Annotated in this window: 17 protein-coding genes and 2 tRNA genes; 9 read left to right on the forward strand and 10 right to left on the reverse strand. The window is 72.8% G+C overall.

What is annotated here, in order from left to right; genetic code table 11:
* Positions 1 to 15: 15 nt before the first annotated feature.
* Complete coding sequence (gene pepN, locus KYT88_RS07545) at positions 16 to 2,559, reverse strand: aminopeptidase N (protein WP_043587165.1); 2,544 nt, start codon at positions 2,557 to 2,559, stop codon at positions 16 to 18.
* Between the two features lie 151 nt (positions 2,560 to 2,710).
* Here pepN and KYT88_RS07550 point away from each other — a divergent pair, with 151 nt between their 5' ends.
* The 3 genes from KYT88_RS07550 to KYT88_RS07560 all read left to right on the forward strand — a co-directional run bounded on the left by KYT88_RS07550 (position 2,711) and on the right by KYT88_RS07560 (position 4,938).
* Complete coding sequence (locus KYT88_RS07550; protein ID WP_043587163.1) at positions 2,711 to 3,337, forward strand: mycothiol-dependent nitroreductase Rv2466c family protein; 627 nt, start codon at positions 2,711 to 2,713, stop codon at positions 3,335 to 3,337.
* 116 nt (positions 3,338 to 3,453) lie between these two features.
* Positions 3,454 to 3,942 (forward strand): ribose-5-phosphate isomerase, encoded by a 489-nt coding sequence (locus tag KYT88_RS07555; protein ID WP_043587161.1) that lies wholly within the window; start codon positions 3,454 to 3,456, stop codon positions 3,940 to 3,942.
* A 6-nt stretch (positions 3,943 to 3,948) separates the two neighbouring features.
* Positions 3,949 to 4,938, forward strand: coding sequence for an Fpg/Nei family DNA glycosylase (locus KYT88_RS07560; RefSeq protein ID WP_043587160.1), 990 nt, complete (start codon positions 3,949 to 3,951; stop codon positions 4,936 to 4,938).
* Positions 4,939 to 5,101: 163 nt separating this feature from the next.
* Here KYT88_RS07560 and KYT88_RS07565 read toward each other — a convergent pair whose 3' ends face one another.
* The 3 genes from KYT88_RS07565 to KYT88_RS07575 all read right to left on the reverse strand — a co-directional run bounded on the left by KYT88_RS07565 (position 5,102) and on the right by KYT88_RS07575 (position 11,410).
* The gene (locus KYT88_RS07565; RefSeq protein ID WP_043587158.1) at positions 5,102 to 5,587 is read right to left on the reverse strand and encodes a Dps family protein; all 486 of its coding nucleotides are present in this window, start codon (positions 5,585 to 5,587) and stop codon (positions 5,102 to 5,104) included.
* 152 nt (positions 5,588 to 5,739) lie between these two features.
* A complete protein-coding gene (locus tag KYT88_RS07570; protein ID WP_043587156.1) occupies positions 5,740 to 11,151 on the reverse strand; it encodes an SCO7613 C-terminal domain-containing membrane protein in 5,412 nt (1,803 codons plus the stop codon).
* Positions 11,152 to 11,336: 185 nt separating this feature from the next.
* Positions 11,337 to 11,410, reverse strand: a tRNA-Gly gene (locus KYT88_RS07575).
* Between the two features lie 189 nt (positions 11,411 to 11,599).
* On the opposite strand from KYT88_RS07575, the gene KYT88_RS07580 reads away from it, so the two are divergent.
* The 4 genes from KYT88_RS07580 (at position 11,600) to KYT88_RS07595 (ending at position 14,678) form a co-directional block, all read left to right on the forward strand.
* Positions 11,600 to 11,675, forward strand: a tRNA-Pro gene (locus tag KYT88_RS07580).
* Between the two features lie 65 nt (positions 11,676 to 11,740).
* Complete coding sequence (gene tig / locus KYT88_RS07585; RefSeq protein ID WP_043587154.1) at positions 11,741 to 13,195, forward strand: trigger factor; 1,455 nt, start codon at positions 11,741 to 11,743, stop codon at positions 13,193 to 13,195.
* A gap of 178 nt (positions 13,196 to 13,373) precedes the next feature.
* Positions 13,374 to 13,961 carry an ATP-dependent Clp protease proteolytic subunit gene (locus tag KYT88_RS07590; RefSeq protein ID WP_015490151.1) on the forward strand — a complete coding sequence of 196 codons (588 nt, stop codon included), beginning with the start codon at positions 13,374 to 13,376 and terminating at the stop codon, positions 13,959 to 13,961.
* A gap of 36 nt (positions 13,962 to 13,997) precedes the next feature.
* Positions 13,998 to 14,678, forward strand: coding sequence for an ATP-dependent Clp protease proteolytic subunit (locus tag KYT88_RS07595; protein WP_043587152.1), 681 nt, complete (start codon positions 13,998 to 14,000; stop codon positions 14,676 to 14,678).
* Between the two features lie 64 nt (positions 14,679 to 14,742).
* On the opposite strand, the gene sfnG is transcribed toward KYT88_RS07595, so the two are convergent.
* Positions 14,743 to 15,885 (reverse strand): dimethylsulfone monooxygenase SfnG, encoded by a 1,143-nt coding sequence (gene sfnG, locus KYT88_RS07600; protein ID WP_043587150.1) that lies wholly within the window; start codon positions 15,883 to 15,885, stop codon positions 14,743 to 14,745.
* A gap of 151 nt (positions 15,886 to 16,036) precedes the next feature.
* Between sfnG and clpX the strand changes: the two genes are divergently transcribed.
* Entirely contained in the window at positions 16,037 to 17,317 is a 1,281-nt protein-coding gene (gene clpX, locus KYT88_RS07605; protein WP_012038153.1) for an ATP-dependent Clp protease ATP-binding subunit ClpX, read from the forward strand.
* A gap of 77 nt (positions 17,318 to 17,394) precedes the next feature.
* Here clpX and KYT88_RS07610 read toward each other — a convergent pair whose 3' ends face one another.
* Positions 17,395 to 19,458, reverse strand: a complete 2,064-nt coding sequence (locus KYT88_RS07610) for a M3 family metallopeptidase (RefSeq protein ID WP_043587148.1) — start codon at positions 19,456 to 19,458, stop codon at positions 17,395 to 17,397.
* A gap of 39 nt (positions 19,459 to 19,497) precedes the next feature.
* Here KYT88_RS07610 and KYT88_RS07615 point away from each other — a divergent pair, with 39 nt between their 5' ends.
* Positions 19,498 to 20,301: a methyltransferase domain-containing protein gene (locus tag KYT88_RS07615; RefSeq protein WP_043587146.1), complete on the forward strand. Its 804-nt coding sequence runs from the start codon at positions 19,498 to 19,500 to the stop codon at positions 20,299 to 20,301.
* 25 nt (positions 20,302 to 20,326) lie between these two features.
* Here KYT88_RS07615 and KYT88_RS07620 read toward each other — a convergent pair whose 3' ends face one another.
* The 4 genes from KYT88_RS07620 to valS all read right to left on the reverse strand — a co-directional run bounded on the left by KYT88_RS07620 (position 20,327) and on the right by valS (position 24,294).
* Positions 20,327 to 20,803, reverse strand: coding sequence for a helix-turn-helix domain-containing protein (locus tag KYT88_RS07620; protein WP_051629381.1), 477 nt, complete (start codon positions 20,801 to 20,803; stop codon positions 20,327 to 20,329).
* Between the two features lie 133 nt (positions 20,804 to 20,936).
* Entirely contained in the window at positions 20,937 to 21,200 is a 264-nt protein-coding gene (locus KYT88_RS07625) for a hypothetical protein (protein ID WP_043587144.1), read from the reverse strand.
* Positions 21,200 to 21,652, reverse strand: a complete 453-nt coding sequence (locus KYT88_RS07630; protein WP_043587142.1) for a GNAT family N-acetyltransferase — start codon at positions 21,650 to 21,652, stop codon at positions 21,200 to 21,202. The genes KYT88_RS07625 and KYT88_RS07630 overlap by 1 nt, the downstream gene beginning before the upstream one ends.
* Positions 21,649 to 24,294, reverse strand: a complete 2,646-nt coding sequence (gene valS / locus KYT88_RS07635; protein ID WP_043587140.1) for a valine--tRNA ligase — start codon at positions 24,292 to 24,294, stop codon at positions 21,649 to 21,651. Before valS ends, KYT88_RS07630 begins: the two co-directional genes overlap by 4 nt.
* Positions 24,295 to 24,344 lie beyond the last annotated feature (50 nt).

The following is a 24,344-nucleotide window of genomic DNA, read 5'->3' on the forward strand; positions in this document are numbered from 1 at the left end:
TGGTGGAGCGAGGTGCTACTCGGCGTCCTTCGCCTGCGCCCGGAGCGCCCGCTCGACGCCCGACAGCAGCTCGCTGACGAGGCGGCGGAGCGCCGGCGGCTCGGGGTTCGCGTCGAGCCAGGCGACGGTCGCGTCGCGCAGCTCCTCGTCGGCGAGCGGCGACGGGTAGAAGCCGCCGATGAGCGCCGCCGCGATCGCGTAGCTGCGCGACTCCCACACGCCCTGCAGGGCGTCGAAGTACGCGCCGACGTACGGCCGCAGGAGCTCGGTGTCGGCCGCGCGGCGGAAGCCGAGGCCCGTCGTGCGGACGATCGTGTTCGGCTCGGTGTCGGCCTCCCACACGGATGCCCACGCCGCGCGCTTGCCCTCCGCGGTGGGGAGCGCCGCACGGGCCTGGGCCGCCGACTGCGCGCCCGTGGCCGTGCGGTCGGCCGCGAGGGCCGCGTCGATCTCCGCGGTGCCGGCGCGACCGCCCGCGACGAGCGCCGTGAGCAGCTCCCAGCGGAGGTCGGCGTCGATCTCGACGCCCTCGAGCGTCTCGCTGCCGTCGAGCAGCGCCTGCACGTGATCCAGCTGCGCCGGCTCCTGCGCGACCTGCGCGAAGGTGCGCAGGAACTGGAACTGGTTGTCGGACCCGGGCGCGGCCTGCGCCGTGAGCGCCCAGAGCTCGGACGCGACCGTCGCGAGCAGCTCGTCGCGGTGGTCCGGCGCCGAGTACGACGACGCGGCGACGGTCAGCTGCGCGAGCGCGTAGCGGAGGGCCGTCGACTCGTCCTCGGTCGCGACGTTGTCGAGCACGAGGCGCGCGTAGTCGCGGGCGCGGATCTCGCCGTCGCGCGTCGCGTCCCACACCGAGGCGAAGACGAGCGAGCGGGCCAGCGAGTCCTCGAACGCGGCGAGGTGGCGCATCGCGACCTCGAGCGACGCGGGATCCAGCCGGACCTTCGCGTAGGTGAGGTCGTCGTCGTTGAGCAGCACGAGCGCGGGGCGCTGGCGGCCGACGAGCTCGGCGACCTCGGTGCGGTCGCCGTCGACGTCGAGCTCGAAGCGCTCCGTGCGGACCAGCTTCGCGTCGCGGAGCTCGTAGAAGCCGATGGCGAGGCGGTGCGGGCGGAGCGTCGGGTAGTCCTCCGCGGCCTCCTGCAGGACGGCGAACGACGTGATGACGCCGTCCTCGTCTGTCGCGATCTCGGGACGCAGGGTGTTGACGCCCGAGGTCTTCAGCCACAGGTCGGTCCAGCGCGCGAGGTCGCGGCCGCTCGTGCCCTCGAGCTCCGTGGTGAAGTCCCGGAGCGTCGAGTTGCCGAACGCGTGGCGCTGGAAGTACGCGGCGACGCCGGCGAGGAACTCGTCCTGTCCGACGTACGCGACGAGCTGGCGGAGGACCGAGGCGCCCTTCGCGTACGTGATGCCGTCGAAGTTGACCTGCACGTCCTCCAGGTCGTTGATGGTCGCGTACACGGGGTGCGTGCTCGGCAGCTGGTCCTGGTTGTACGCCCACGACTTCTCGCCGGCGTTGAACGTGGTCCAGGCGCCCGTCCACTCGGTGCCCTCGGCCGTGGCCAGCGTCGAGATGTAGGTCGCGAAGGACTCGTTGAGCCACAGGTCGTCCCACCACTTCATGGTGACCAGGTCGCCGAACCACATGTGCGCGAGCTCGTGCAGGATCGTCGTGACCCGGCGCTCCTTCACCGCGTCGGTGACCTTGGAGCGGAAGACGTAGCTCTCGACGAAGGTCACGGCGCCGGCGTTCTCCATCGCTCCGGCGTTGAACTCGGGGACGAAGAGCTGGTCGTACTTCGGGAACGGGTACGGGTAGTCGAAGCGCTCCTCGTAGAAGGCGAAGCCCTCGCGGGTCTTCTCGAACACGTAGTCGGCGTCGAGGTGCTCCATGAGCGACTTGCGGGCGAAGACGCCGAGCGGGATCGTGCGGCCGTCGCTCGAGGTGAGCTCGCTCCGGACGACGCCGTAGGGGCCGGCGATGAGCGCCGTGATGTAGCTCGACATGCGGAGCGTGGGCTCGAAGGTCCACGTGGACGCACCGTCGGCCGCTGCCGTGGGCTCGGGCGTGGGGGAGTTGGACACGACCTCCCAGTGCGACGGCGCGGTGACGGTGAAGCGGAAGACGGCCTTGAGGTCGGGCTGCTCGAACACCGCGAACATGCGGCGGGAGTCCGGGACCTCGAACTGCGAGTAGAGGTAGACCTCGTCGTCGACGGGATCCACGAAGCGGTGCAGGCCCTCGCCCGTGTTCGTGTACATGGCGTCGGCGACGACCGTGAGCTCGTTCTCCTGCGCGAGGTCGTCGAGGCGGATGCGGACTCCGTCGCTGACGTCGGAGGGGTCGAGCTCGCGGCCGTTGAGGGTCACGGCGTGCACCGTGCGGGTGATCGCGTCGATGAACGTGGACGCGCCCGCCGTGGCGGTGAATCGCACGGTCGTGGTGGATCCGAACACCTCCGCGCCCCGGGTGAGGTCGAGCGTCACGTCGTACTCGGACACGGCCAGCAGCGCGGCGCGCTCCTCGGCCTCGACGCGGGTGAGGTTCTCTCCTGGCATGGTGCTCCTGCTCGTCCGTGAGGTGGGTGGGCCGTGCGTGCGGACGCGCCTCGCGGGATGGAGCACCTGGCGGTCGAGGACCGCGGGTGCGGGCGGAGCGGCGCCGCTTTCGGAGCCGATCCTATTGCGTCGGCTGACCTAGGCTTGCGGCATGTCCGACGTTGAGAACAGCCCCCGCACCACCGCCGTCGAGTTCTGGTTCGACCCGTCCTGCCCCTGGGCGTGGATGACCTCCCGCTGGGTCGACGAGGTCGCCCGCCACCGAGACCTCGACATCACCTGGCGCGTCATGAGCCTCGCCGTCCTCAACGAGGACAAGGCGGACGACCCGAACTTCGCCGCCTTCCTGCCGCGAGCGCTCCGCTTCACGCGCCTCGTCGCCGCGGTCGAGGCCGAGCACGGCGCCGAGCACGTCAAGCCGCTCTACGACGCGCTGGGCACCCGGATCCACCTCCGCGACCAGAAGGACGCCGACGTCGTGATCCCCGAGGTCCTCGCCGAGCTCGGCCTCCCCGCCGAGCTCGCGGAGACGAGCCGCACCGACCGCTACGACGAGCCGATGCGCGCCAGCCACTTCGACGGCATCGAGCGCGTCGGCCAGGACGTCGGCACGCCCGTCATCGCGGTCGACGGCGTCGCGTTCTTCGGTCCCGTCATCTCGCCCGCGCCGAAGGGCGAGGAGGCCGTCAAGCTGTGGGACGGAGTCGTCGCCGTGGCCGCGTACCCGGGCTTCTTCGAGATCAAGCGCTCGCGCACCGTGGGCCCGATCTTCGACTGACCCTTTCCCGTCGCGTGCGCGGCGGCCGGGCGTCCACGGGCGTCCGGCCGCCGTGCGCCCGGCACCGCCCGCGCCGCGGGCACGACGCCGCGACGCGCGGCAGGAGGGATGCACCGATGCGCATCCACATCGCGACCGACCACGCGGGCCTCGACTTCTCGAGGTACCTCACCGGGCACCTGACCGACGCCGGCCACGACGTCGTCGACCACGGGCCCACCTCGTACGACGCGCTGGACGACTACCCGTCGTTCTGCATCCGCGCCGCCCGCGCCGTCGTCGCCGACCAGCGCCAGGGCACGACCGCGCTCGGCGTGGTGTTCGGCGGGTCGGGCAACGGCGAGCAGATCGCGGCCAACAAGGTCGAGGGTGTCCGTGCGGCGCTCGTCTGGAACCTGTCGACCGCGGTGCTCGCGCGCCAGCACAACGACGCCAACGTGATCTCCATCGGCGCCCGCCAGCACACCGTCGAGGAGGCCACGGCCTTCATCGACGCCTTCATCGCGGAGCCGTTCTCCGCGGAGGAGCGGCACGCGCGCCGCATCGCGCAGCTCGCCGAGTACGAGACGACGGGGGCCATCGCCGGTCACCCCGTCACCGACTAGGCCGCCGTGCCCGAGGGGCATTCGATCCACCGGATCGCGAAGCAGTTCGAGGCGCACTTCGTCGGCGACGTCGTGCAGGCGTCCTCGCCGCAGGGCCGCTTCGCCGAGGGGGCGGCCGTGCTCGACGGACGACGCCTCGTCGCCGCCAAGGCCGTGGGCAAGCAGATGTTCCTCGAGTTCGACGGCGACGTCTGGCTCCGCGTGCACCTCGGCCTCTACGGCGCGTGGGACTTCGCGGGCGACGTCACGACGCTCAACCGGATGGGCCAGAACGGGATGCGCGGGGACGTGCCCGTCGACGACCGCGTCGACGACGCGCCGGTCGACTCCGACGCCGAGGACTCGCTCGCGAGCATCGGCGCGCCCCGCCGGGCACGCCTCCGCATGGCGGAGCAGGAGAAGGTGCACGACCCGTTCTCGGCCGAGGCGTGGCCGCCGGAGCCCGTGGGCCAGGTGCGCGTGCGGCTCCTCACCGAGCACGCCGTGGCGGACCTCCGCGGTCCCACCGCGTGCGTGGTCGCCAGCCCGGAGGAGGTGCAGCAGGCCATCGACAAGCTGGGACCGGATCCCCTCGTCGACGGCGGCAAGCGCTCCGAGGACCGCTTCACGGCGACGGTGCGGAAGAAGCCGACCGCGATCGGCCTGCTCCTCATGGACCAGGCGGTGGTCAGCGGGATCGGCAACGTCTACCGCGCCGAGCTGCTGTTCCGCGCCCGGCAGAACCCGCACACGCCGGGGCGCGACGTGCCCGAGGACGTCGTCCGCGGGCTCTGGAGGGACTGGTCGAAGCTCCTGCGCAAGGGCGTCGAGGTCGGCCAGATGATGACCATGGACGGCCTGCGCGGCAAGAGGCTCGACGCCGCGCTCCGCAACCGCGCGGACCGGCACTGGGTCTACCACCGCGAGGGGCTGCCGTGCCGGGTGTGCGGCACGAACATCGTGATGGAGGAGGCGGCCGGCCGGAAGCTGTACTGGTGCCCGTACTGCCAGGCGTGACGGTGCGCGGGGCCTGAGTCGGCGCTGCTGATCCGGCGCTGCCGCTGATCCGGTGCTGCCGCTGTCCTGCGCTGCCGGGGGTCCGGTGCGAGACGACGGAGGGGCCCGGATCCAGTCGGATCCGGGCCCCTCGACCGTCGGCGTGCTGCTGCCGCGGGCGGTGCTACTCGCTGATGTGGGCGAAGAGGAACCAGCGGTCCTTCTCGAGCCCGCGCGCGATCTCGATGGCGACGTCCTGGCTGTTGACGTCGATCTCGCCGAGCTCCTGCACGGCGCGGTTCACGAGCTCCATCGTGGCGTCGATCTGGGCGATGACCTCGGCGATCGTGGCGCTCGACGGGCGGAAGCCGGGCGTGAGGGGCGCGGTGGTGGTGGACGCGGCGACCGTCTCGACGCGGGCGTCGATCGGGAGGCCGAGGGCGACGACGCGCTCCGCGGCGGTGTCCGCCCAGTCCTGCGCGTGGGCGACGAGGACGTCGAGGAACTCGTGGACGCCGATGAAGTTCGCGCCGCGGACGTGCCAGTGCGCCTGCTTGCCGTTGACGGCGAGGGCCTGGAGGTTGACGACGACGGGGCTGAGGAACTGGGCGACGCCTGCGGCGACGTCGGCCGATGCGGAGCTGGTGGGGACGTGGACGGTGTCGGTCATGGGTTCTCTCCTCGAGCGGCGGGACGGGTCTGCGGGCTGCGGACGATGTCGCCAATCTCGCGCATCCGTCCGCTGCCCGCAAGCAAGCTGAGGCATGGCTTACCGGGTCGAGCGCGCGCGGGGGTGCGGTTCCCGCAGCGCTCCCGACACGGTCAGCGGAGCGCCGAGACGCGGGCCGCCACCTCCTTGACGTCGCGGATGCGGCGTTCGTAACGGGCCGCGACCGCGATGAGGACCACTCCGCCGATGCCCGCCCACGCCCACCACGGGACGGTCGTCGATGCCTCGCGGATCCACGGCCAGAGCTGGGCGACCGCGTGCACCAGCAGGACACCCGCGCCGATGAGGAACGGCGCGCGGAGCCTCAGCCGGGCTCCCGTGAGCAGCGTGGCGAGCGCGAGTATCCCGAGTCCGACGATGCGCCACGCCGGGCTCGGGCCGAGGTCGGCGAGGAGCGGTGGGACGAGCAGGGCGAGCAGTCCGGGTGCGAGGTGCCGCATGCTGCCGGCCGTCGCGTCGTGGATCAGGCGTCGGGCGCCGACCACGAGCAGCGCCACGGCGACCGGCACCGTGACGGTCTCCACCGGGTCCGCGGCTCCCGAGACGACGAGGATCGCGGCGACCAGCCCGCCGACGACGAGCGCAGCGAGCGCGAGGACGCGGTCGCGCGGCGGGGGAGAGCCGGCGCGCTCTCCCGCCTCGTCGGGCCGGGCGCCGGTGGTCGCCAGCCCGGAGGGGGAGCACACGATGTGGATGCCGGCGAGGACGCTGACGAGGAGCGCCGCGCGGAGGCCGACCCCGGCCATGCGGTCGGCGTGGGCGACGAGGATCCCGGCGGCCCCCGCGGATCCCGCTCCGATCAGCGCGCCCAGTCCGGCGACACGTGGCACCGTGTGGAGCAGGGTGTCCGTGACGGTGCGCGCTCCGTCGGATGCGTTCCCCGGCATCCACGCGTCGTATGCGTTCGCGACCGGACCGTTCGCGGGCATGCCCACGGCGGGGACCCGTCGGGGGTGGTCCTGCGCGCGTGGGGGCAGGAGGCCGACGGCGAGGATGAGGACGGCGGTGGCCGAGAGCGTCCAGAGATCGGTGCGCGCGAACGTGGCCGGATCGTGCGCGACCAGCGCGGACACCGCGCGTCCGAAGCCGACGAGCGGGACGGCGAGGCCGGAAGCGACCACGGTCGCCAGGACGAGGGGCCTCGTCGGCGAGGCGCAGTCCGTCCCGCGGAGGGCGGCCGCAGCCAGGAGGAGGACGGCACCGGCGGCACCCCCGAGGACGAGCGCCCGGACGGGCGTCCCCGTCCACGACGCGACGGCCGTGGGCAGGGCAGCGAGGAGGAGGGCGCCGAGGAGGACGGGCGCCGCTCCGGATGTCCGGCCGGGGACCTGCGTCGCATCGTGACCGCGACCCCCGGGCAGCCCCCGCTGGAGGAGGGCCGCGACGGCGAGGAGCACGCCGGCGGGCGGCAGCACGTAGGGCTCCACGGCGTCGATGCGTCCGCGGCCGAGCGCGACCCACAGCGCTGCGGTGCCGAGGGCGAGGGCGATCCAGCCCGCATGGCGCCGCGCACGCGAGCCCGGCGGCGAGGATGCGACGAGCACGGCCACCGCCGACAGCAGCAGGGCGACGGGGAGCCCGGGGCCGCCGGAGGCCGCGCCGACCGCGACCGTGCCGGCGACGAGCACGCCCGTCGCCGCGTCGGCGGCATGCCGGACGGCGCCGGCGACCGTTCGGGGCGCGTGTCCGGGGACGGACACGGGTGCCGGGTTCCTCAGGCGATCGGCGGCCCCGACCGCAGCCACGAGCACGGCCACGATCGCCGGCGCGATCAGCGCTGCGGGGTCGAGCGCCGTGTACCCGCCGCGCCAGGCGAGGAGCGCCACGACCACGGCGCCGACGAGCGCCGTCGCCGCGGACGCCGCGAGCACGTCTCGATGCACGGACCGGAGGACGAGGAGCACCCCCGCACCCGCGACGAGAGCCACGCTCACGACGAGCGGGCGGACGACGCCCTCTCCGGGTCCGACGGACGCGGCCATGACGAGAGCCACGAGGACGCTCGTGCCCACCCAGGCGGAGCCCGCGATGCGCGCGTCCACGGTGCTGCGGGCGGCACGGAGGACGAGCGCCCCGAGCCCGACGAGCAGCACCGCCGTGACCGCCAGCTGGGCGTCGACGGCCGTCTCGCGCCCGACGGATCCCGCGGAGAGGCGCAGCGCACGCACGCCGCCCACGGCCAGGATCCCGATGCCCGCGCCGATCACGACGGCCCGCAGCAGCGGACGCACGGGGGACGCGGCGTGCCGCAGCACCGAGGCGCCGCCGAGGGCGAGAGCCGCGCAGATCCCGGTCAGGAGATACGGCCGGAGCACGTCATCGGGACGACCTGCGGCGACGAGCGGCAGCACGGCCGTGAGGATGCCCGCGAGGGTCAGGGCCGTGACGCCGCGGCGGACCCGGGGCCCGACCGTCGACCCCGTCGCGTCGCCGTCGCCGTCGCGGTCGACGCGCACCGCGGCGCGGTGCATGAGGGCCGCGATGAGCAGCAGCGCGCCTGCGCTCGGCAGCCAGTACGCCTCCGGCGAGGTCACGCCGCCCGCCAGAAGCCGCGACCACGACGCGGCGGTCGCCGTGGCGAGCGCCGTCCAGCCCCACGCGCGGCGTGCGCTGCGCGACAGGAGCAGGCCGTCGTGCGCGTACGAGAGTGAGCACGCCGTGCCGGCGAGCGTCAGCAGGGGGATCCACAGGAGCTCGCGGCCCGCGCTTGTCGGGTCGACGGAGACGGCGACGAGCATCGCCCCCGCCGCCACGGCGGTCGTGCCCGCATCGAGGGCGATGCGGAGCGCCTTGGACGTGTGCCGGTAGCCGAGCAGGGCGGCGACCGCGGCGACGAGCGCCACCGCGGCGGGGATCACGCCGTGGGGAGTCGCACCGCGATCGACCAGCGCGCCGGCGGTGAGGACGGCGAGCAGCAGCGAGGGCGTGACGAGGGCCGCGGTCGTCAGCCGCCAGCGGCGCAGGGCGGTTGTCCCCGGTGCTCGCGGCACGTCGTCCTGCGCGTCGACGCGAGGCGCAGGCGCGGGCAAGGGGACGCGGCGGGCACCGCCCACGGTCCAAGCCACGAGGCCGGCCACGAGGGCCGTCTGGGCGGCGATGGACCAGACCGGCGATCCCGTGAGCGCGCCCCCGACGCGGTCGGCGCCGACGATCGCGACGAGGGGCGCCGCGAGACACGCGGGGAGCATGGCCGTCGCGAGAAGCGCGCGTCGCCGCACGCCCGGACGCCCGGGGAGCGCACCGGCCACCGAGGCCGCCAGCCCGCAGGCGAGCAGGACGAGCACGACCGGATCGCCGGCCGAGTCCAGCGCGCTCGACGGCGGCGCGGATCCGATGACTCGCGCAGTCGCGAGCGACGGTGCCAGGGCGGCGACCGCGACGAGCCCGGCGAGGGCGGCCCCGGCCGTGGCGAGGCGCGCCGTGCCCTCCGTGCGTGCGGTCCGGGATCCGGCGACGAGGAGGAGGACGACGGCCGGAGCGACCACCCACCACGTGCTCGTGCTCGCCCAGGATGCGGCCCAGGCGAGGGCCCCCGCCGTCACCGACAGCGCCACGAGCGCGGCCGTGGGGACGACGGCGGGGCCGGGATCGCGACGCGAGCGCACACGCCAGGCCAGGGCGCCCGCGGAGGCGACGAGGTACGCGCCGGCCACGACCGCGACGGGACCCAGGGCGGGGATCGCGGCGACAACCACGGCCGCCCCCGTCCAGGCGAGGAGGCGCCGACGGGCCTGCAGGCGGCCGGCCACGAGCGCGGCGGCCGCCGCGAGGACCCAGACGACGACGAGGCCGACTGCCGCGGCGCGGACACCTCCGGGCAGATCGGCGACGTCGCTCGTCCTGCTCAGCACCACCACCGCGTCGTCGAGGGCCCCGTGCTCCCATGCGGGCAGCCCGACGAGCACCGTGGCCGTGATTCCGCCGAGGCCGGCGATCGCGGCGGGCAGCCCGGCCACGGCTGTGACGACCAGCGCGGCGACGGCGGACATTCGGGCCGTCGCGGCGACGACGGGGTCGTGCAGCCGGCGAGAGAGCACGTCGAGCACGGCTGCCACCGCCGCCGCCGCCACGAGCTGCATGCAGAACGTGAGCAGGGCGGGTCCGCCCATGAGCGCGGTGACCGGCAGCGCGGCCGATGCTCCGACTCCCGCGACGGCGGCGGCGAGGACGCGCAGCGGATCGGCAGATGTCGGCGCGGTGTCGGCCGCGCCGCCATGGGACGTGGCCTGCTCGACCGATGCCTCCGGGGGTGGCGCCACGTCGTCGGCGGGCGCGGCCGCATCCACGTCCGCGACGTCGCCGCGGAGCTCGACGCGGGAGGCGGGACGCGCGAGCGCCCACGCGTGCGCGCCGCTGGCGACGGCCGCGACGAGGAGCGGGAGGGCCGGGACCGCGTCGGAGGCCATGGCGCTGGCGGCTCCCGCGACCACGGCGGCGGTCGCGGTCGCGACGCCCACGACCCGGAGGATGCCGCGTTCGAGCGCGTCAGGGAGGGCGGCCGCGCGCGACGGGGGCGCGGCGTGGACGAGGGCGACGGCCGAGGCAGCCGCCAGCGCGAGCGCGACGCGGGTGCCGGCGTCGGCTGTCGGCACGGCGCCGACCAGGAGGCCGGCGGCGACCGTCAGCCCCGCCCAGCCGGCGATGCCCGCGGCGCGGACGCGGAGCAGGGGCGCGAGCACGAGGAGCAAGGCCGACACGATGAGCGTCCCCACGCCGAAGTGGACGAGAGGGTCGACGGACGCGGCTCCCGCGAGGTCGTAGGACCGCACGGCCCAGACGTCGAGATGCAGCAGCACGATGCCCACCACGCCCACGGCCTCCGCGGTGCCGGGCAGACGGCGCCGGGCGAGGACCGCGGCCGCCACCAGCGCGGCCACGGTGACGGCCGCGGTGATCGCCGCGCGGACGACGAGCCCGTAGGTGACGAACGCGTAGACCACGTAGAACACGGCCGCGACCGAGAGCAGGACGACGCCGATGGCGAGCAGCACGGCCGGGACGCTGATCCGGCGCCGGGGTGCCGCGGGCGCGATGGGAGCAGGGGCCTCGATCTCGACCGGAGTCCGCTGGAGCCGGCGCGCGTCCGCGTCGGGAGCGGGGCCGGTCGGGGCGAGCATCGCGGGACGGGCGTCCGCCGACGGCCCGTCCACGGGCAGCGGTGCTGCCCGCCGCGGGTCGGGGTTCGCGGTCACGGGGGACTCCGCGACGCCGGCCGCTGCGGCCGTGACGACCACGGCCTCACGGCGACGCACCGCCTCCTCGCTCCAGCGCCGCATGGCAGCGACGAGGCGCTCGCGCTCCGTGATCGCCTCCACGACGCGGTGCGATGCCTCGAGCGCGGCGGCGGCCTCGGGCGCGCGGACGTCGAGACCGCAGCGCCAGCAGACGAGCGCGCCCAGGGGCGCGAGGCAGCCCGGGCAGAGATCCGTGCGCAGGAGGTCGTCCGGTGACGCGGCCCACGGTTGCGCCGGGATCCGCGATCCACGTGCGTCGTCCTCGACCATGCAGCCCCCCGAGCTCGCCCGATGCGGAAGCTCCCAGGCTATCCACGGATCGGGACGCTAGCCGGGGCGACGTGGGCGGCGGCATCGCGTCGCCCCGAACGGGGGATGGGCGAGGCGACGCAGGGCCTGGGGAGGAGGGCCCACGGAGTCCCGACGGGAACGCGGGAGTCCCGACGGGAACACGATGGAGGGGATGACGGGAATCGAACCCGCGTGATCAGTTTGGAAGACTGAGGCTCTACCATTGAGCTACATCCCCGCGAGACCGGACGACCGCCCTGAGGGGCCGTGCTCCGGATGCGCGGGATCCAGCGTAGCGCAGCCTCCCGTCGCCGGTGACCAGCGCCCGGCACGAGTCGGATAGGCTGTGGCACGGTCGGATCGGCTTCCGCGCGCCTGCACGAATAGGGGCACGGCTCCCGCTTCGACCGAGGGAATGCGTGGCAGCCGGGGCGTAGCGTAGTGGCTAGCGCGTCCGCTTTGGGAGCGGAAGACCGCAGGTTCGAGTCCTGTCGCCCCGACCACATCCCCGACGACGAAATGCCGTCTCAGCCGAGGCGCGTACCGCGATTACAGGAGAACTCCACACGTGAAGACCACGGTCGAAAAGCTGAGCCCCACGCGCGTCAAGCTCGCGATCTCTGCCACCCCCGAAGACCTGAAGCCGCACATCGACCACGCATACGGCCACATCGCCGAGCAGGTCGCCATCCCCGGCTTCCGCAAGGGCAAGGTGCCGCCGCCCATCATCGACCAGCGCGTCGGCCGCGAGGCCGTGCTGGAGCACGCCGTCAACGACGGCATGGACGGCTTCTACCAGGCCGCTGTCAAGGAGACGGACATCCGTCCCCTCGGCCGCCCCGAGGCCGACGTCAAGGAGTGGCCCGGCAAGGACCTCACCGGCGACCTGCTCCTCGAGATCGAGGTCGACGTCCGCCCCGAGTTCGACCTGCCCGCGTACGAGGGCCTCGAGCTCACCGTGGACTCCGTCGAGGTCACCGACGACGAGGTCGCGACCGAGCTCGACGGCCTGCGCAGCCGCTTCGGCACGCTGATCACGGTGGACCGCCCCGCGAAGACGGGCGACTTCGTCCAGATCGACCTCACCGCCACCATCGCCGGCAACGCCGTCGACACCGCGAGCGGCATCTCCTACGAGCTCGGCTCCGGCGACCTGATCGACGGCATCGACGAGGCGCTCGAGTCCCTCACCGCCGGTGAGAGCACCACGTTCGAGTCGAAGCTGCTCGGCGGCGACAACGAGGGCGAGACGGCCGAGATCGCCGTGACCGTCCAGTCCGTCAAGGAGCGCGAGCTGCCCGAGGCCGACGACGACTTCGCGCAGATCGCCAGCGAGTTCGACACCATCGACGAGCTGCGCGCGGACCTGAAGGTCCAGGTCGGCAAGTCCAAGGTCTTCGGCCAGGTCACCCAGGCCCGCGACCAGATCGTCGACAAGCTCCTCGAGGGCGTCGAGATCCCGGTCCCCGAGAAGCTCGTCGAGGACGAGGTGCAGCGCCACCTCGAGAACGAGAACCGCCTCGAGGACGACGTGCACCGCGCCGAGGTCAAGGAGTCCAGCGAGAAGGCGTTCCGCCAGCAGCTGCTCCTCGACGTCATCGCGGAGAAGGAGGAGCTGAAGGTCAGCCAGGACGAGCTGACCCAGTACCTCATCCAGGGCGCGCAGCAGTACAACATGGAGCCGAACGAGTTCGTCCAGGTGCTGCAGCAGAACAACCAGATCCCCGCCATGGTCGGCGAGGTCGCGCGCAACAAGGCCCTCGCGGTCGTGCTCGACAAGGCGAAGGTCGTGGACGCCGACGGCAAGGTCGTCGACGTGACCGAGTTCACGAAGCCCGTCGTGCGCGACGCCGACGCTGCGAGCGAGGAGCCCGCCGCGGACGCGGACGCCGAGGCCGTCACGGCTGACGCACCCGTGGAGGAGGCCGCAGAGGCAGCCGCCGAGGAGGCCCCGGCCGAGAAGCCGAAGAAGAAGGCGCCCGCGAAGAAGAAGGCCGCCGAGAAGGCCGCCGACTCCGAGTAGTCGCATCCACCGACCGCTCGCGGCGGTCGGCAGCACGAGGGCCCGGGGAGCGCATGCTCCTCGGGCCCTCGCGCGTGCGGGCGGCTGCGCTCTCCGCCCGCGGCGAACACGGGCGTAGGCGCGGATCCGCTCCGATAGATTCATGACTCGAAGCGACGAATGAATGGGAGCTCGAACAATGGCCGAACCGACACTGGTACCCGGTGTTTTTGACCGACTGCTGAAGGACCGCATCATCTGGCTCGGATCCGAGGTCCGCGACGACAACGCGAACGAGATCTGCGCGAAGATCCTGCTGCTGGCGGCGGAGGACACCGAGAAGGACATCTTCCTCTACATCAACTCGCCCGGCGGTTCCGTCACGGCGGGAATGGCCATCTACGACACCATGCAGTTCGTCCCCAACGACATCGTCACCGTCGGGATCGGAATGGCGGCATCCATGGGGCAGCTGCTCCTCACGAGCGGCACCAAGGGCAAGCGCTACATCACGCCCAACGCCCGCGTGCTCCTGCACCAGCCGAGCGGTGGCTTCGGCGGGACGTCGAGCGACATCCAGACGCAGGCGCAGCTCATCCTCGCCATGAAGCACCGGCTCGCCGAGATCACCGCGGGCCAGACCGGCAAGACCGTCGAGCAGATCAACGAGGACGGCGACCGCGACCGCTGGTTCACCGCCCAGGAGGCGCTCGAGTACGGCTTCGTCGACCACATCCGCGAGTCGGCGACCGACGTCGTCGGCGGCGGCGGCACCGAGACCTCCTAGAGCACGCGACAGAAGAGACAGGCAGAGAAGAAGAACATGGAACTCCCCACCTTCGGCGGCGCCCGCGGCGCCGGCTCCACCGCCACGAGCCCGTCGTCGCGGTACATCCTCCCCAGCTTCGAGGAGCGCACGGCCTACGGCTACAAGCGCCAGGACCCGTACGCCAAGCTCTTCGAGGACCGCATCATCTTCCTCGGCGTGCAGGTCGACGACGCGTCGGCCGACGACGTCATGGCCCAGCTGCTCGTGCTCGAGTCGATGGACCCCGACCGCGACATCGTCATGTACATCAACTCGCCCGGCGGCTCGTTCACGGCCATGACGGCGATCTACGACACGATGCAGTACGTCTCGCCGCAGATCCAGACGGTCTGCCTCGGCCAGGCGGCCTCCGCCGCGGCCGTGCTGCTCGCCGGCGGTGCCCCGGGCAAGCGCCTCGCGCTCCCGAACGCGCGGGTGCTCATCCACCAGCCCGCCACGGGCGAGTCGAGCGGCGGCCAGGCCTCCGACATCGAGATCCAGGCCGCGGAGATCATGCGCATGCGCTCCTGGCTCGAGGACACGCTCGCGAAGCACACCAACCGCGACCGCGCCCAGATCAACCGCGACATCGAGCGCGACAAGATCCTGGGCGCCGACGAGGCGCTCGAGTACGGCCTCATCGACCAGGTGCTCACCTCGCGCAAGAACCTGACGGCGGCGATCCCCGCCCGCTAGGCCCGCACAGCGGAAGAGGGGCGGTCGGCATCAGCCGACCGCCCCTCTTCTCATGCCACCTGCGTCAGGCCGCGGGCTCCGCGATCTCGCCGCGCTCGATCGCCTCCCGCTCGAGCTCCCGCACGATGGGCAGCACCTGCGTGCCGAACTGCTCGATGTCCTCGAGGTAGTGCAGGAAGCCGAGGAGCAGCAGGTCCACCCCGCGCTTGCGGTACTCGACCATGCGACGCGCGATCTGCTCCGGTGTGCCGATGAGGCCCGTGCGGAAGCCGTCGTTGTACTGCACGAGGTCGCGGAAGGTCGAGTCGGACCACATGCCCTTGCCGTCGCCGGTGGACGCCCCGGCCTGCTTCACGGCCTGGCGGAAGCCCTCGACGGCGTCGGGGTTCGCCTTGGCGATGATCTCCTCGAGCACGTCCTGCGCCTCCTGCTCGGTGTCGCGCGCGATGACGAAGCCGTTGAGGCCGAACTTCACGCGGTCGGTGCGGCCTGCGGCGCGCGCCGAGGCGAGGACGTCGGCGCGCTGCTCCTCGAAGCCCGCGAAGTCCTTGCCGTTGGAGAAGTACCAGTCGGTAACCCGGCCGCCCATCTCGCGGGCGTCCGTGCTGTTGCCGCCCATGAAGATCTCCGGGTGCGCACGTCCGGGCACGTCGACGGGCGGCGGCTTGAGCGTGAAGTCGTGGATCCGGTAGAAGTCGCCCAGGTGCGTGAACTCCTTCTCCGTCCAGAGGCCGCGGAGCACCCGGATGAACTCCTCGGTGCGGCGGTAGCGCTCCCCGTGCTCGAGCCACGGCTCGCCGAACCCGACGAACTCGTCCTTCAGCCAGCCGGAGACGACGTTCACGGCGGCGCGACCGTGGGACATGTGATCGGCGGTGATGATCCACTTGGCCAGCACGCCCGGGTGCCAGAGGCCCGGGTGCACGGCCGCGATGACCTTGAGCCGCTCGGTCGCGAGCAGCAGGCCCAGCGAGAACGACGTGGACTCGTGCTGCTGGTCGGCGCCGTAGGAGGCGGCGTAGCGCACCTGGCTCAGGGCGTAGTCGAATCCGTTGCGCTCGGCGAGCTGCGCGACGCGGACGTTGAAGTCGAAGTCGAAGTGGGTGCGCTGCTCGATGTCGCTCGTCACGAGGCCGCCCGAGACGTTCGGGACCCAGTAGGCGAAGGACAGCGCGTCGGGGGATGCGGTGGCGGTGTTCTCGGTCATGCGGACATGGTGGGGGCGCGCGCTGGGGTGGACCCCGAGTGTTGCGCCGTGTGACGGCTGGCACGCGACGGGCCGTGCTCCCAGGGGTCCTGGCGATGTCCCATGCACGCGTTAGGCTCGTGGAACACCGCACGACTTCCGGGAGGCTTCCATGGCACGCATCGGCGAGAGCGCGGATCTGCTCAAGTGCTCCTTCTGCGGGAAGAGCCAGAAGCAGGTCCAGCAGCTGATCGCGGGACCGGGCGTCTACATCTGCGACGAGTGCGTGGAGCTCTGCAACGAGATCATCGAGGAGCGCCTGGCCGAGGCCAGCGAGGAGACCACGGGCGAGTTCGAGCTCCCCAAGCCGAAGGAGATCTTCGGCTTCCTCGACGAGTACGTCATCGGGCAGGAGGCCGCCAAGCGCGCGCTGTCCGTCGCGGTCTACAACCACTACAAGCGCGTGCGGGCCGTCAGCACCATCGGGCCGGCCGAGACCGTGGGCGACGAGATCGAGATCGCCAAGAGCAACATCCTCCTCATCGGGCCCACCGGCTGCGGCAAGACGTACCTCGCGCAGACGCTGGCGAAGCGCCTGAACGTGCCGTTCGCCGTCGCCGATGCGACCGCCCTCACGGAGGCGGGCTACGTCGGCGAGGACGTCGAGAACATCCTGCTGAAGCTCATCCAGGCCGCCGACTACGACGTGAAGCGCGCCGAGACCGGCATCATCTACATCGACGAGGTCGACAAGATCGCGCGCAAGGCCGAGAACCCGAGCATCACGCGCGACGTGTCGGGTGAGGGTGTCCAGCAGGCGCTGCTGAAGATCCTCGAGGGCACGGTCGCCTCTGTCCCGCCGCAGGGCGGCCGCAAGCACCCGCACCAGGAGTTCATCCAGGTCGACACGACCAACGTGCTCTTCATCGTCGCGGGCGCGTTCGCCGGGCTCGAGGACATCATCAGCCAGCGCGCGGGCAAGAAGGGCATCGGCTTCGGCGCCCCGCTTCACCGCAAGGACGTCAACGCCGACGTGTTCGGCGAGGTGCTGCCGGAGGACCTGCACAAGTTCGGCCTCATCCCCGAGTTCATCGGGCGCCTCCCGGTCGTCACGACGGTCACGCAGCTCGACCAGCGCGCGCTCATGGAGATCCTCACGAAGCCGCGCAACGCGCTCGTCCGCCAGTACCAGCGCATGTTCGAGCTCGACGGCGTGGAGCTGGAGTTCGAGCAGGGCGCCCTGGAGTCGATCGCCGACCTCGCCGTGCTCCGCCAGACGGGCGCCCGCGGCCTCCGCGCCATCCTCGAGGAGGTGCTCGGCCCGATCATGTTCGACATCCCCTCGGACGACGAGGTGGGCCGCGTGGTCATCACCCGCGAGTCGGTCGTGCAGAACGCCGCGCCCACCATCGTGCCGCGTGCCTCGATGCTCCGCGCGGAGAAGTCCGCCTGATCCGGCGTCGCGCCGCGACACGACGAGAGCACCGCACCCCGTGAGGGGCGCGGCGCTCTCGTCGTCCGCGCCGTGGATCAGTCGGCGAGGCCCCGACGCTCGAGCAGCGGCTCGATCACGGCGTCGCGGCCGCGGAAGTCGCGGTACGCCTCCAGCGGGTCCTTCGATCCGCCGACGCCGAGGAGCCGGGAGCGGAACCGGTCGCCGTTCTCGCGTGTGAGTCCGCCGTTCTCGCGGAACCACTCGACCGTGTCGGCGTCCAGCACCTCGCTCCAGATGTAGGAGTAGTAGCCCGCGTCGTAGCCGCCCGCGAAGGTGTGCTGGAAGTAGCTCGACGCGTAGCGGGGGAGGACGGCGGGCACGTCGAGGCCGACCGCGGCGAGGACGTCGGCCTGGAACGCGTCCACGTCCTCGATCCGGTCGTCGACGCCGATGCGGTGCCACGCCTGGTCGAGGAGCGCGGCGCCCAGGTACTCGGAGGTGAGGAAGCCCTCGTTGAACGCGCTGGACGCCTGGACGGCGGCCACGAGCTCGGCCGGCATGGGCTCGCCGGTCTCGTGGTGCACGGCGTAGGACGCGAGGATCTCGGGCCACAGCATCCACATCTCGTTGACCTGGCTGGGGAACTCGACGAAGTCGCGGAACACGTTCGTGCCGGCGAAGCGCGGGTAGGTCACGCGGGCGAAGAGCCCGTGCAGCGCGTGGCCGAACTCGTGGAACAGGGTGGTGGTCTCGTCGTAGCTGAGCAGGGTCGGCTGGCCCGCCGGCGGCTTCGGCACGTTGAGGTTGTTGAGCACGACCGTGGGCGTGTCGAGCAGCGCGCTCTGCGAGATGAGCGGGTTCATCCACGCCCCACCGCGCTTGGAGTCGCGCGTGTGGAGGTCGAGGACGTAGAGGCCGACGGGGGATCCGTCCTCGTCGCGCACCTCGAAGACGCGCGCGTCCGGGTGGTAGGCGACGATGTCCTCGCGCTCGGCGAACGTGACGCCGTAGAGCGCGGTGGCCGCGCGGAACACGCCGTCGCGGAGCACCCGGTCGGCCTCGAGGTAGGGGCGCATGCGCTCGGTGTCGACGTCGTAGCGCTCCGTGCGGACCCTCTCGCTGTAGAACGACCAGTCCCAGGCGGCGAGCTCGAACGACGGCTCGCCACGCTCCTCCTGCGTGCGGTCGATCACGCGCTGCAGCTCGACGGCCTCAGCCCGGGCGTTGCGCGCCGCGGCCGGGGCGAGCCCGCCGAGCATGTCGGCGACGGCCTCCGGGGTGCGCGCGGTCTGGTCCGCGGTGACCGCCGCCGCGTGGCTCGGGAAGCCGAGGAGAGCGGCGCGTTCGGCCCGGAGCCGGGTGATCTCGAGCACCAGCGGGCGGTTGTCGTGGTCGTTCCCGCGGGAGCCGCGGGCGAGCGACGCCTCCATGATCCGCTGGCGCAGCCCCCGGTCCGTCAGCTGCGACAGGTACGGGTGACCGGTGGGGAGGACCAGCGTGATGAGGTGCTTCCCCTCGAGCCCGCGGTCGGCGGCGGCCTGCGCGGCCGCCGCGATCGCGCTCGCCCCGAGGCCGTCGAGCTCCGTCGGGTCGTCGACGACGACGGCGAGGTCGTTGGTGTCCTCGAGCAGGTTCGACTCGAAGCGCGTCGTGAGCACGGAGAGGCGGCGGTTCAGGTCGCGCAGGCTGTCCTTCGCGTCGTCGTCGAGGCCAGCGCCCGCGATCGTGAACTCGGCCAGGTAGCGCTCGACGAGGTAGACGGACTCGGCGTCGAGCCCGGACTCGTGGCGGGTGTCGTGGACGGCGCGGATCCGGGCGTAGAGGGCTGCGTCGAGGCGGATCGCGTCCTCGTGCGCGGCCAGCTCCGGTGCGATCTCGGCATCGAGCTCGCGCGTGGAGGGCGAGCTGTCGGCGGAGGAGAGCGTGAAGAAGACGTGGCCGACGCGGTCGAGCGTGCGGCCCGCGCGCTCGAGGGCGACCAGCGTGTTCTCGAAGGTCGGGGGCTCGGGGGAGTCGGCGATCGCGCGGACCTCGGCCAGGTGCTCGGCGATCCCGGCCCGGAACGCGGGGCGGAAGTGCTCCTCGCGGATGTCGGCGAAGGGGGGCATGCCGTAGGGGAGGGTGCTCGGTTCGAGGAAGGGATTCGGGGGCGTCGTCATACGGCGAGCCTAGGCCGGGCGCCGACCTAGGCTCGGAGGGTGAAGAGCGAGCGATACACCCACGGCCACCACGAGAGCGTCCTCCGCGTGCACAGCGCGCGGACCGTCCGGAACTCCGCCGCCTACCTGGAGCCGCACCTGCGGCCCGGGCTCGACGTCCTGGACGTCGGCAGCGGCCCGGGCACCATCACGGTGGAGCTCGCCGACCTCGTCGCGCCCGGCCGCGTGGTCGGCCTGGACATGTCGGAGGACGTCGTGCGGCAGGCGTCGGAGCTGGCGGCGTCGCGGGGCACCGGGAACGTCGACTTCGTCACCGGATCGGTCTACGAGCTGCCCTACCCCGACGCGTCCTTCGACGTCGTCCACGCGCACCAGGTGCTGCAGCACGTGGGCGACCCCGTCCGCGCGCTGGCGGAGATGCGCCGCGTCACGCGCCCCGGCGGGCTCGTGGCGGCCCGTGACGTCATCTACTCGAAGGTCGCGCTCTTCCCCGAGTCCGACGGCCTGCGGCTCTGGGCCGACGTGTACCTGCCCGTGCACCGGGCGAACGGCGGCGAGCCCGACGCGGGATCCCGCCTGAAGGCCTGGGCGCGGGAGGCGGGCTTCACCGACATCGCGTCGAGCGCATCCGTGTGGTGCTTCTCCTCGGACGCGGAGCGCGCCTGGTGGGGCGGCGCATGGGCCGACCGCGCGGTCGCGTCGTCGTTCGCGGGCCAGGCCCGCGAGGGCGGGTTCGCCACCGATGACGATCTGCAGGCGATGCGCGCCGGCTGGCAGGAGTGGGCGGCGGACGACGACGGCTTCCTCGCCATGCCGCACGGCGAGATCCTCGCCCGGCGCTGAGCCCCACCGCCCGGGCGTCGCGGCCTCACCTCGGCGCGGTCACGTCCCGGATGCCGAGGAGAACGGCGGCAGTCCGGTCGACGTGCGCGTCGAGCCGCCCGACGTGCGCCTCGAGCGCTCGTCGCAGCAGCGCGACGCGGGCGCGCTCCATGCGGGCGAGCATCGCGCGGCCCTCGGGGCCGAGCCTCAGGACCGCCTCGGCGCCGTCGGGCGTCTCGACGACGTAGCCCCGGTGGACCAGGCTGGCCAGCCCCGGTGCCACGGCGGCGCGCGAGGTCCGGCACCTGCTCACGAGGTCGTGGCGCGTGACGCGGTCGTAGTGGGCGATGATCCGCAGGAACAGCACCTGCAGCCCGGTGAGCGGCTCCCACACGGGCAGGAGCGCCTCGTGCATGTCGTCCGAGAGCGACATGACGGAGTCTGCCAGGCGGGCCAGCTCGTCGTCGCCGGGGCGACCGGCTCGTGGGTGCGCGGAGCGCTGCGCGGGGTCGTGCGCGGTCATGGGTCCCCTGTCGTCGGCGGAGGGCGGCCGCCGGGTGGCGGGCGCGCGTCGAGCTCGCCCACGGGGTCCGGGTGGGCGGTCGATGGAGTGGGGACGGGTGGCGCAGCGCCGAGCCCGTCCCCGGATCAGCGGGTCAGTCGTCGAACGGGTCGTCGGTGCTCTCGCCGGGGATGGTGATCGTCGCTGCGTCCTCGACCGGGTCGTAGCGGATCAAGGTGCCGTCGTCGAGCTCCACGACGGGCTTCCGCTCGAGCCAGGTGAGCGTCCAGCGCCACTGGGACGTGTCGGCGTCGAGCGCGACCACGTCGGACTCGACGGTCTTCACGGCGAGGAGCACGACCTCGGGCAGGTCAGCCGGGGCGGTGCCGCCGACGGGCCAGCGGGTGCCGAGCTGCATCAGACGTCCTGCTCGTAGGTGACCCACGTGGTGCGGCGGGCGACCCGGTCGTAGAGGCGCTGCGCGTCGGCGTTGTCCTCGGCGGTGATCCACCGGAGCATGCTGGCGCCCTCGCGGCGCGCGACCTCGGCGACCGCGGCGATGAGCTGCTTGCCCACGCCCTGGCGGCGCGAGACCTCGCGCACGTACAGGTCGTCGACGAGGAGGCCGTCGGTGCCGCGGGCCAGGCGCGCGAAGCGGTGGAAGTGCGCGAGGCCGACGAGGGCGCCCTCGTGCGCGTCGTCGACGGCGACGAGCGCGGAGCTCGCGTGGGCGTCGTCGATGAGGTGGCTCCAGGCGAGCACGGCCGCCTCGTCCGTGAGCTCGGTGCCGTAGAACCCGGCGTAGCCCGCGAACAGGTCGAACCAGGGGAAGAAGTCGCCGTCGCGGACGGGACGGATCGAGATGGTCATGCGCGGTTCTCCTCGGGCTGCTCGGCGGGGGCGAGCGTGATGCGGGCGACGGCGGGGCCGTCCCCCTCGGTGAAGGTCAGGTCGGCGATGCGGCCCACGGCGCGGAGGTCCCGCGCCACGAGCTCGAGAGAGCGGATGTCCTCGGGCGAGGCGGAGACGACGGCCTCCGCGACGGGCGTCTTCTGCGAGGCCTTGGCGTCGGTCTTGGCGCGGCGGATGCCCACGAGCGCCCGGCCGGCCAGCGCGAGCAGCCGCGGGTCGGCCGGGCCGCCGGTCGCCGCGGCGGCGGGGGTCGGCGCGGTCGGCCAGTCGGCGGTGTGGATCGAGCCGTCGTGCGACCAGCTCCACGCCTCCTCTGCCGCGAACGGGATGAACGGCGCGAATAGGCGCAGCAGCACGTCGAGGGCCTCGCGGAGCGCTGCCACCGCGGATCCCCGGTCGGCCGGGTCGGCGTCGGCCGAGTAGGCGCGGTCCTTCACGAGCTCCAGGTAGTCGTCGCAGAAGGTCCAGAAGAAGCTCTCGGTGACCTCGAGCGCGCGAGCGTGGTCGTACTCCTCGAGCGCCGTCGTCGCGGTCTCGACGACCTCGGCGAGGGCGGCGAGCATGCCCACGTCGATGGCGTGCGTCGCGCGGGCGCCCTCCGGCGCCTCGAACGAGAGGATGAACTTCGCGGCGTTGAGGACCTTGATCGCGAGCCGACGGCCGATCTTGATCTGCGTCGGGTTCTGCGGGTCCATCGCGGCATCCACGCCGAGCCGGGCGGACGCGGCCCAGTAGCGCACCGCGTCGGAGCCGAACTGCTCGAGGGTGGCCGCGGGGGTCACGACGTTGCCCTTGGACTTCGACATCTTCTTGCGGTCGGGGTCGAGGATCCAGCCGGAGATCGCGGCCGTCTTCCACGGCGCCGTGCCGTGCTCCAGCTCGGCCCGGAGGACCGTGGAGAACAGCCACGTGCGGATGATGTCCTGGCCCTGCGGGCGCATCGAGAACGGGAAGACGAGGCCGAAGAGCTCGGGGTCGCGCTCCCAGCCGCCGGCGAGCTGCGGGGTGAGGGAGGACGTGGCCCAGGTGTCCATGACGTCGAGCTCGCCCTGGAAGCCACCGGGAACGCCGCGCTGGTCCTCCGCGTAGCCGGGGGCGGGATCCGACGACGGGTCGACGGGGAGCTGGTCCTCAGTCGGGGTGATGGCCCGGTCGAACTCCGGGTTGCCGTCGGCGTCGAGCGGGTACCAGACCGGCAGCGGCACGCCGAAGAAGCGCTGGCGGGAGACGAGCCAGTCGCCGTTGAGGCCGCCGACCCAGTTCTCGTAGCGCACGCGCATGAAGTCGGGGACGAACCCGATCTCGCGGCCGCGGCCGATGAGGCCCGCGCGGAGCTCCTCGTCCCGGCCGCCGTTGCGGATGTACCACTGGCGGGTCGAGACGATCTCGAGCGGCTTGTCGCCCTTCTCGTAGAACTTGACGGGGTGCGTGATCTTGCGGGGCTCGCCGATGAGCTCGCCGGACTCCGTGAGGAGCTCGACCACGGCGGCCTTCGCGGAGAAGACGGTCTTGCCGGCGAGGGCGGCGTACGCCGCACGGCCCGCCTCCGACGTGATCGCGGCGGGAGCCTCGGAGACGATGCGGCCGTCGAAGCCGACGATCGCGCGGTTCTCCAGCTGCAGCTCGCGCCACCAGACGACGTCGTTGAGGTCGCCGAAGGTGCAGACCATGGCGATGCCGGATCCCTTGTCGGGCTGGGCGAGGTGATGCGCGAGGACGGGCACCTCGACGCCGAACACGGGCGTCGTCACGGTGGTGCCGAACAGGCCCTGGTAGCGCTCGTCGTCGGGGTGCGCGACGAGGGCGACGCACGCGGCGAGGAGCTCGGGGCGCGTGGTGTCGATGATGACGTCGTCGCCGTCCGGGCGGTGGAACGCGAGGCGGTGGTACGCGCTCGGCTGCTCGCGGTCCTCGAGCTCGGCCTGCGCGACGGCGGTGCGGAACGTGACGTCCCACAGCGTCGGGGCGTCGGCCTGGTACGCCTCGCCGCGGGCGAGGTTGCGGAGGAACGCGCGCTGCGAGGCGACCTGCGCCTCCTGGCCGATGGTGCGGTAGCTCTGGCGCCAGTCGACGCTCAGGCCGAGCGTGCGGAAGAGGTCCTCGAACTGCTTCTCGTCCTCCTCGGTGAGGCGCTCGCACAGCTCGATGAAGTTGCGGCGGGAGATGGGCTGCTGGTCGCCGGGCTTCGACGTGCCGCCGGTCTCGGCCGGCTGGTACGCCGGGTCGTAGGGGAGCGTGGGGTCGCAGCGGACGCCGTAGAAGTTCTGGACGCGGCGCTCGGTGGGCAGGCCGTTGTCGTCCCAGCCGAGCGGGTAGAAGACGCTCTCGCCGCGCATGCGGCGGTAGCGGGCGATGACGTCGGTGTGCGTGTAGCTGAAGACGTGGCCGATGTGGAGGGATCCGCTCGCCGTGGGCGGCGGGGTGTCGATCGAGAAGACGGTGCCCTCTGCTGCCTCGTCGCGGCGGAAGTCGTACGTGCCGTCGGCCTGCCAGCGTCCGCCCCACTTGGCCTCGAGGCCCTCGAGGGCGGGCTTGTCGGGGACCCGGGCGACCTCTCCGGTCGCTCCCTGCGCGGTGTCCGGACGTCGTTCGTCAGCCATGCGTGCTCCGGTTCCCTCGATGTGGACGGCACCGTGTCGATGGTGAGGTG

Origin of the sequence: Clavibacter sp. A6099 (assembly GCF_021919125.1) — a bacterium.
GTDB classification, from domain to species: Bacteria; Actinomycetota; Actinomycetes; order Actinomycetales; family Microbacteriaceae; genus Clavibacter; species Clavibacter seminis.

Coding starts and splice junctions, on each gene's coding strand:
- KYT88_RS07590 (WP_015490151.1), top strand. CDS start 13,374: ATGGCCGAACCGACACTGGTACCCGGTGTTTTTGACCGACTGCTGAAG.
- KYT88_RS07550 (WP_043587163.1), top strand. CDS start 2,711: ATGTCCGACGTTGAGAACAGCCCCCGCACCACCGCCGTCGAGTTCTGG.
- KYT88_RS07565 (WP_043587158.1), bottom strand. CDS start 5,587: ATGACCGACACCGTCCACGTCCCCACCAGCTCCGCATCGGCCGACGTC.
- sfnG (WP_043587150.1), bottom strand. CDS start 15,885: ATGACCGAGAACACCGCCACCGCATCCCCCGACGCGCTGTCCTTCGCC.
- valS (WP_043587140.1), bottom strand. CDS start 24,294: ATGGCTGACGAACGACGTCCGGACACCGCGCAGGGAGCGACCGGAGAG.
- KYT88_RS07595 (WP_043587152.1), top strand. CDS start 13,998: ATGGAACTCCCCACCTTCGGCGGCGCCCGCGGCGCCGGCTCCACCGCC.
- KYT88_RS07630 (WP_043587142.1), bottom strand. CDS start 21,652: ATGACCATCTCGATCCGTCCCGTCCGCGACGGCGACTTCTTCCCCTGG.
- KYT88_RS07625 (WP_043587144.1), bottom strand. CDS start 21,200: ATGCAGCTCGGCACCCGCTGGCCCGTCGGCGGCACCGCCCCGGCTGAC.
- pepN (WP_043587165.1), bottom strand. CDS start 2,559: ATGCCAGGAGAGAACCTCACCCGCGTCGAGGCCGAGGAGCGCGCCGCG.
- clpX (WP_012038153.1), top strand. CDS start 16,037: ATGGCACGCATCGGCGAGAGCGCGGATCTGCTCAAGTGCTCCTTCTGC.
- KYT88_RS07610 (WP_043587148.1), bottom strand. CDS start 19,458: ATGACGACGCCCCCGAATCCCTTCCTCGAACCGAGCACCCTCCCCTAC.
- KYT88_RS07620 (WP_051629381.1), bottom strand. CDS start 20,803: ATGACCGCGCACGACCCCGCGCAGCGCTCCGCGCACCCACGAGCCGGT.
- KYT88_RS07555 (WP_043587161.1), top strand. CDS start 3,454: ATGCGCATCCACATCGCGACCGACCACGCGGGCCTCGACTTCTCGAGG.
- KYT88_RS07570 (WP_043587156.1), bottom strand. CDS start 11,151: ATGGTCGAGGACGACGCACGTGGATCGCGGATCCCGGCGCAACCGTGG.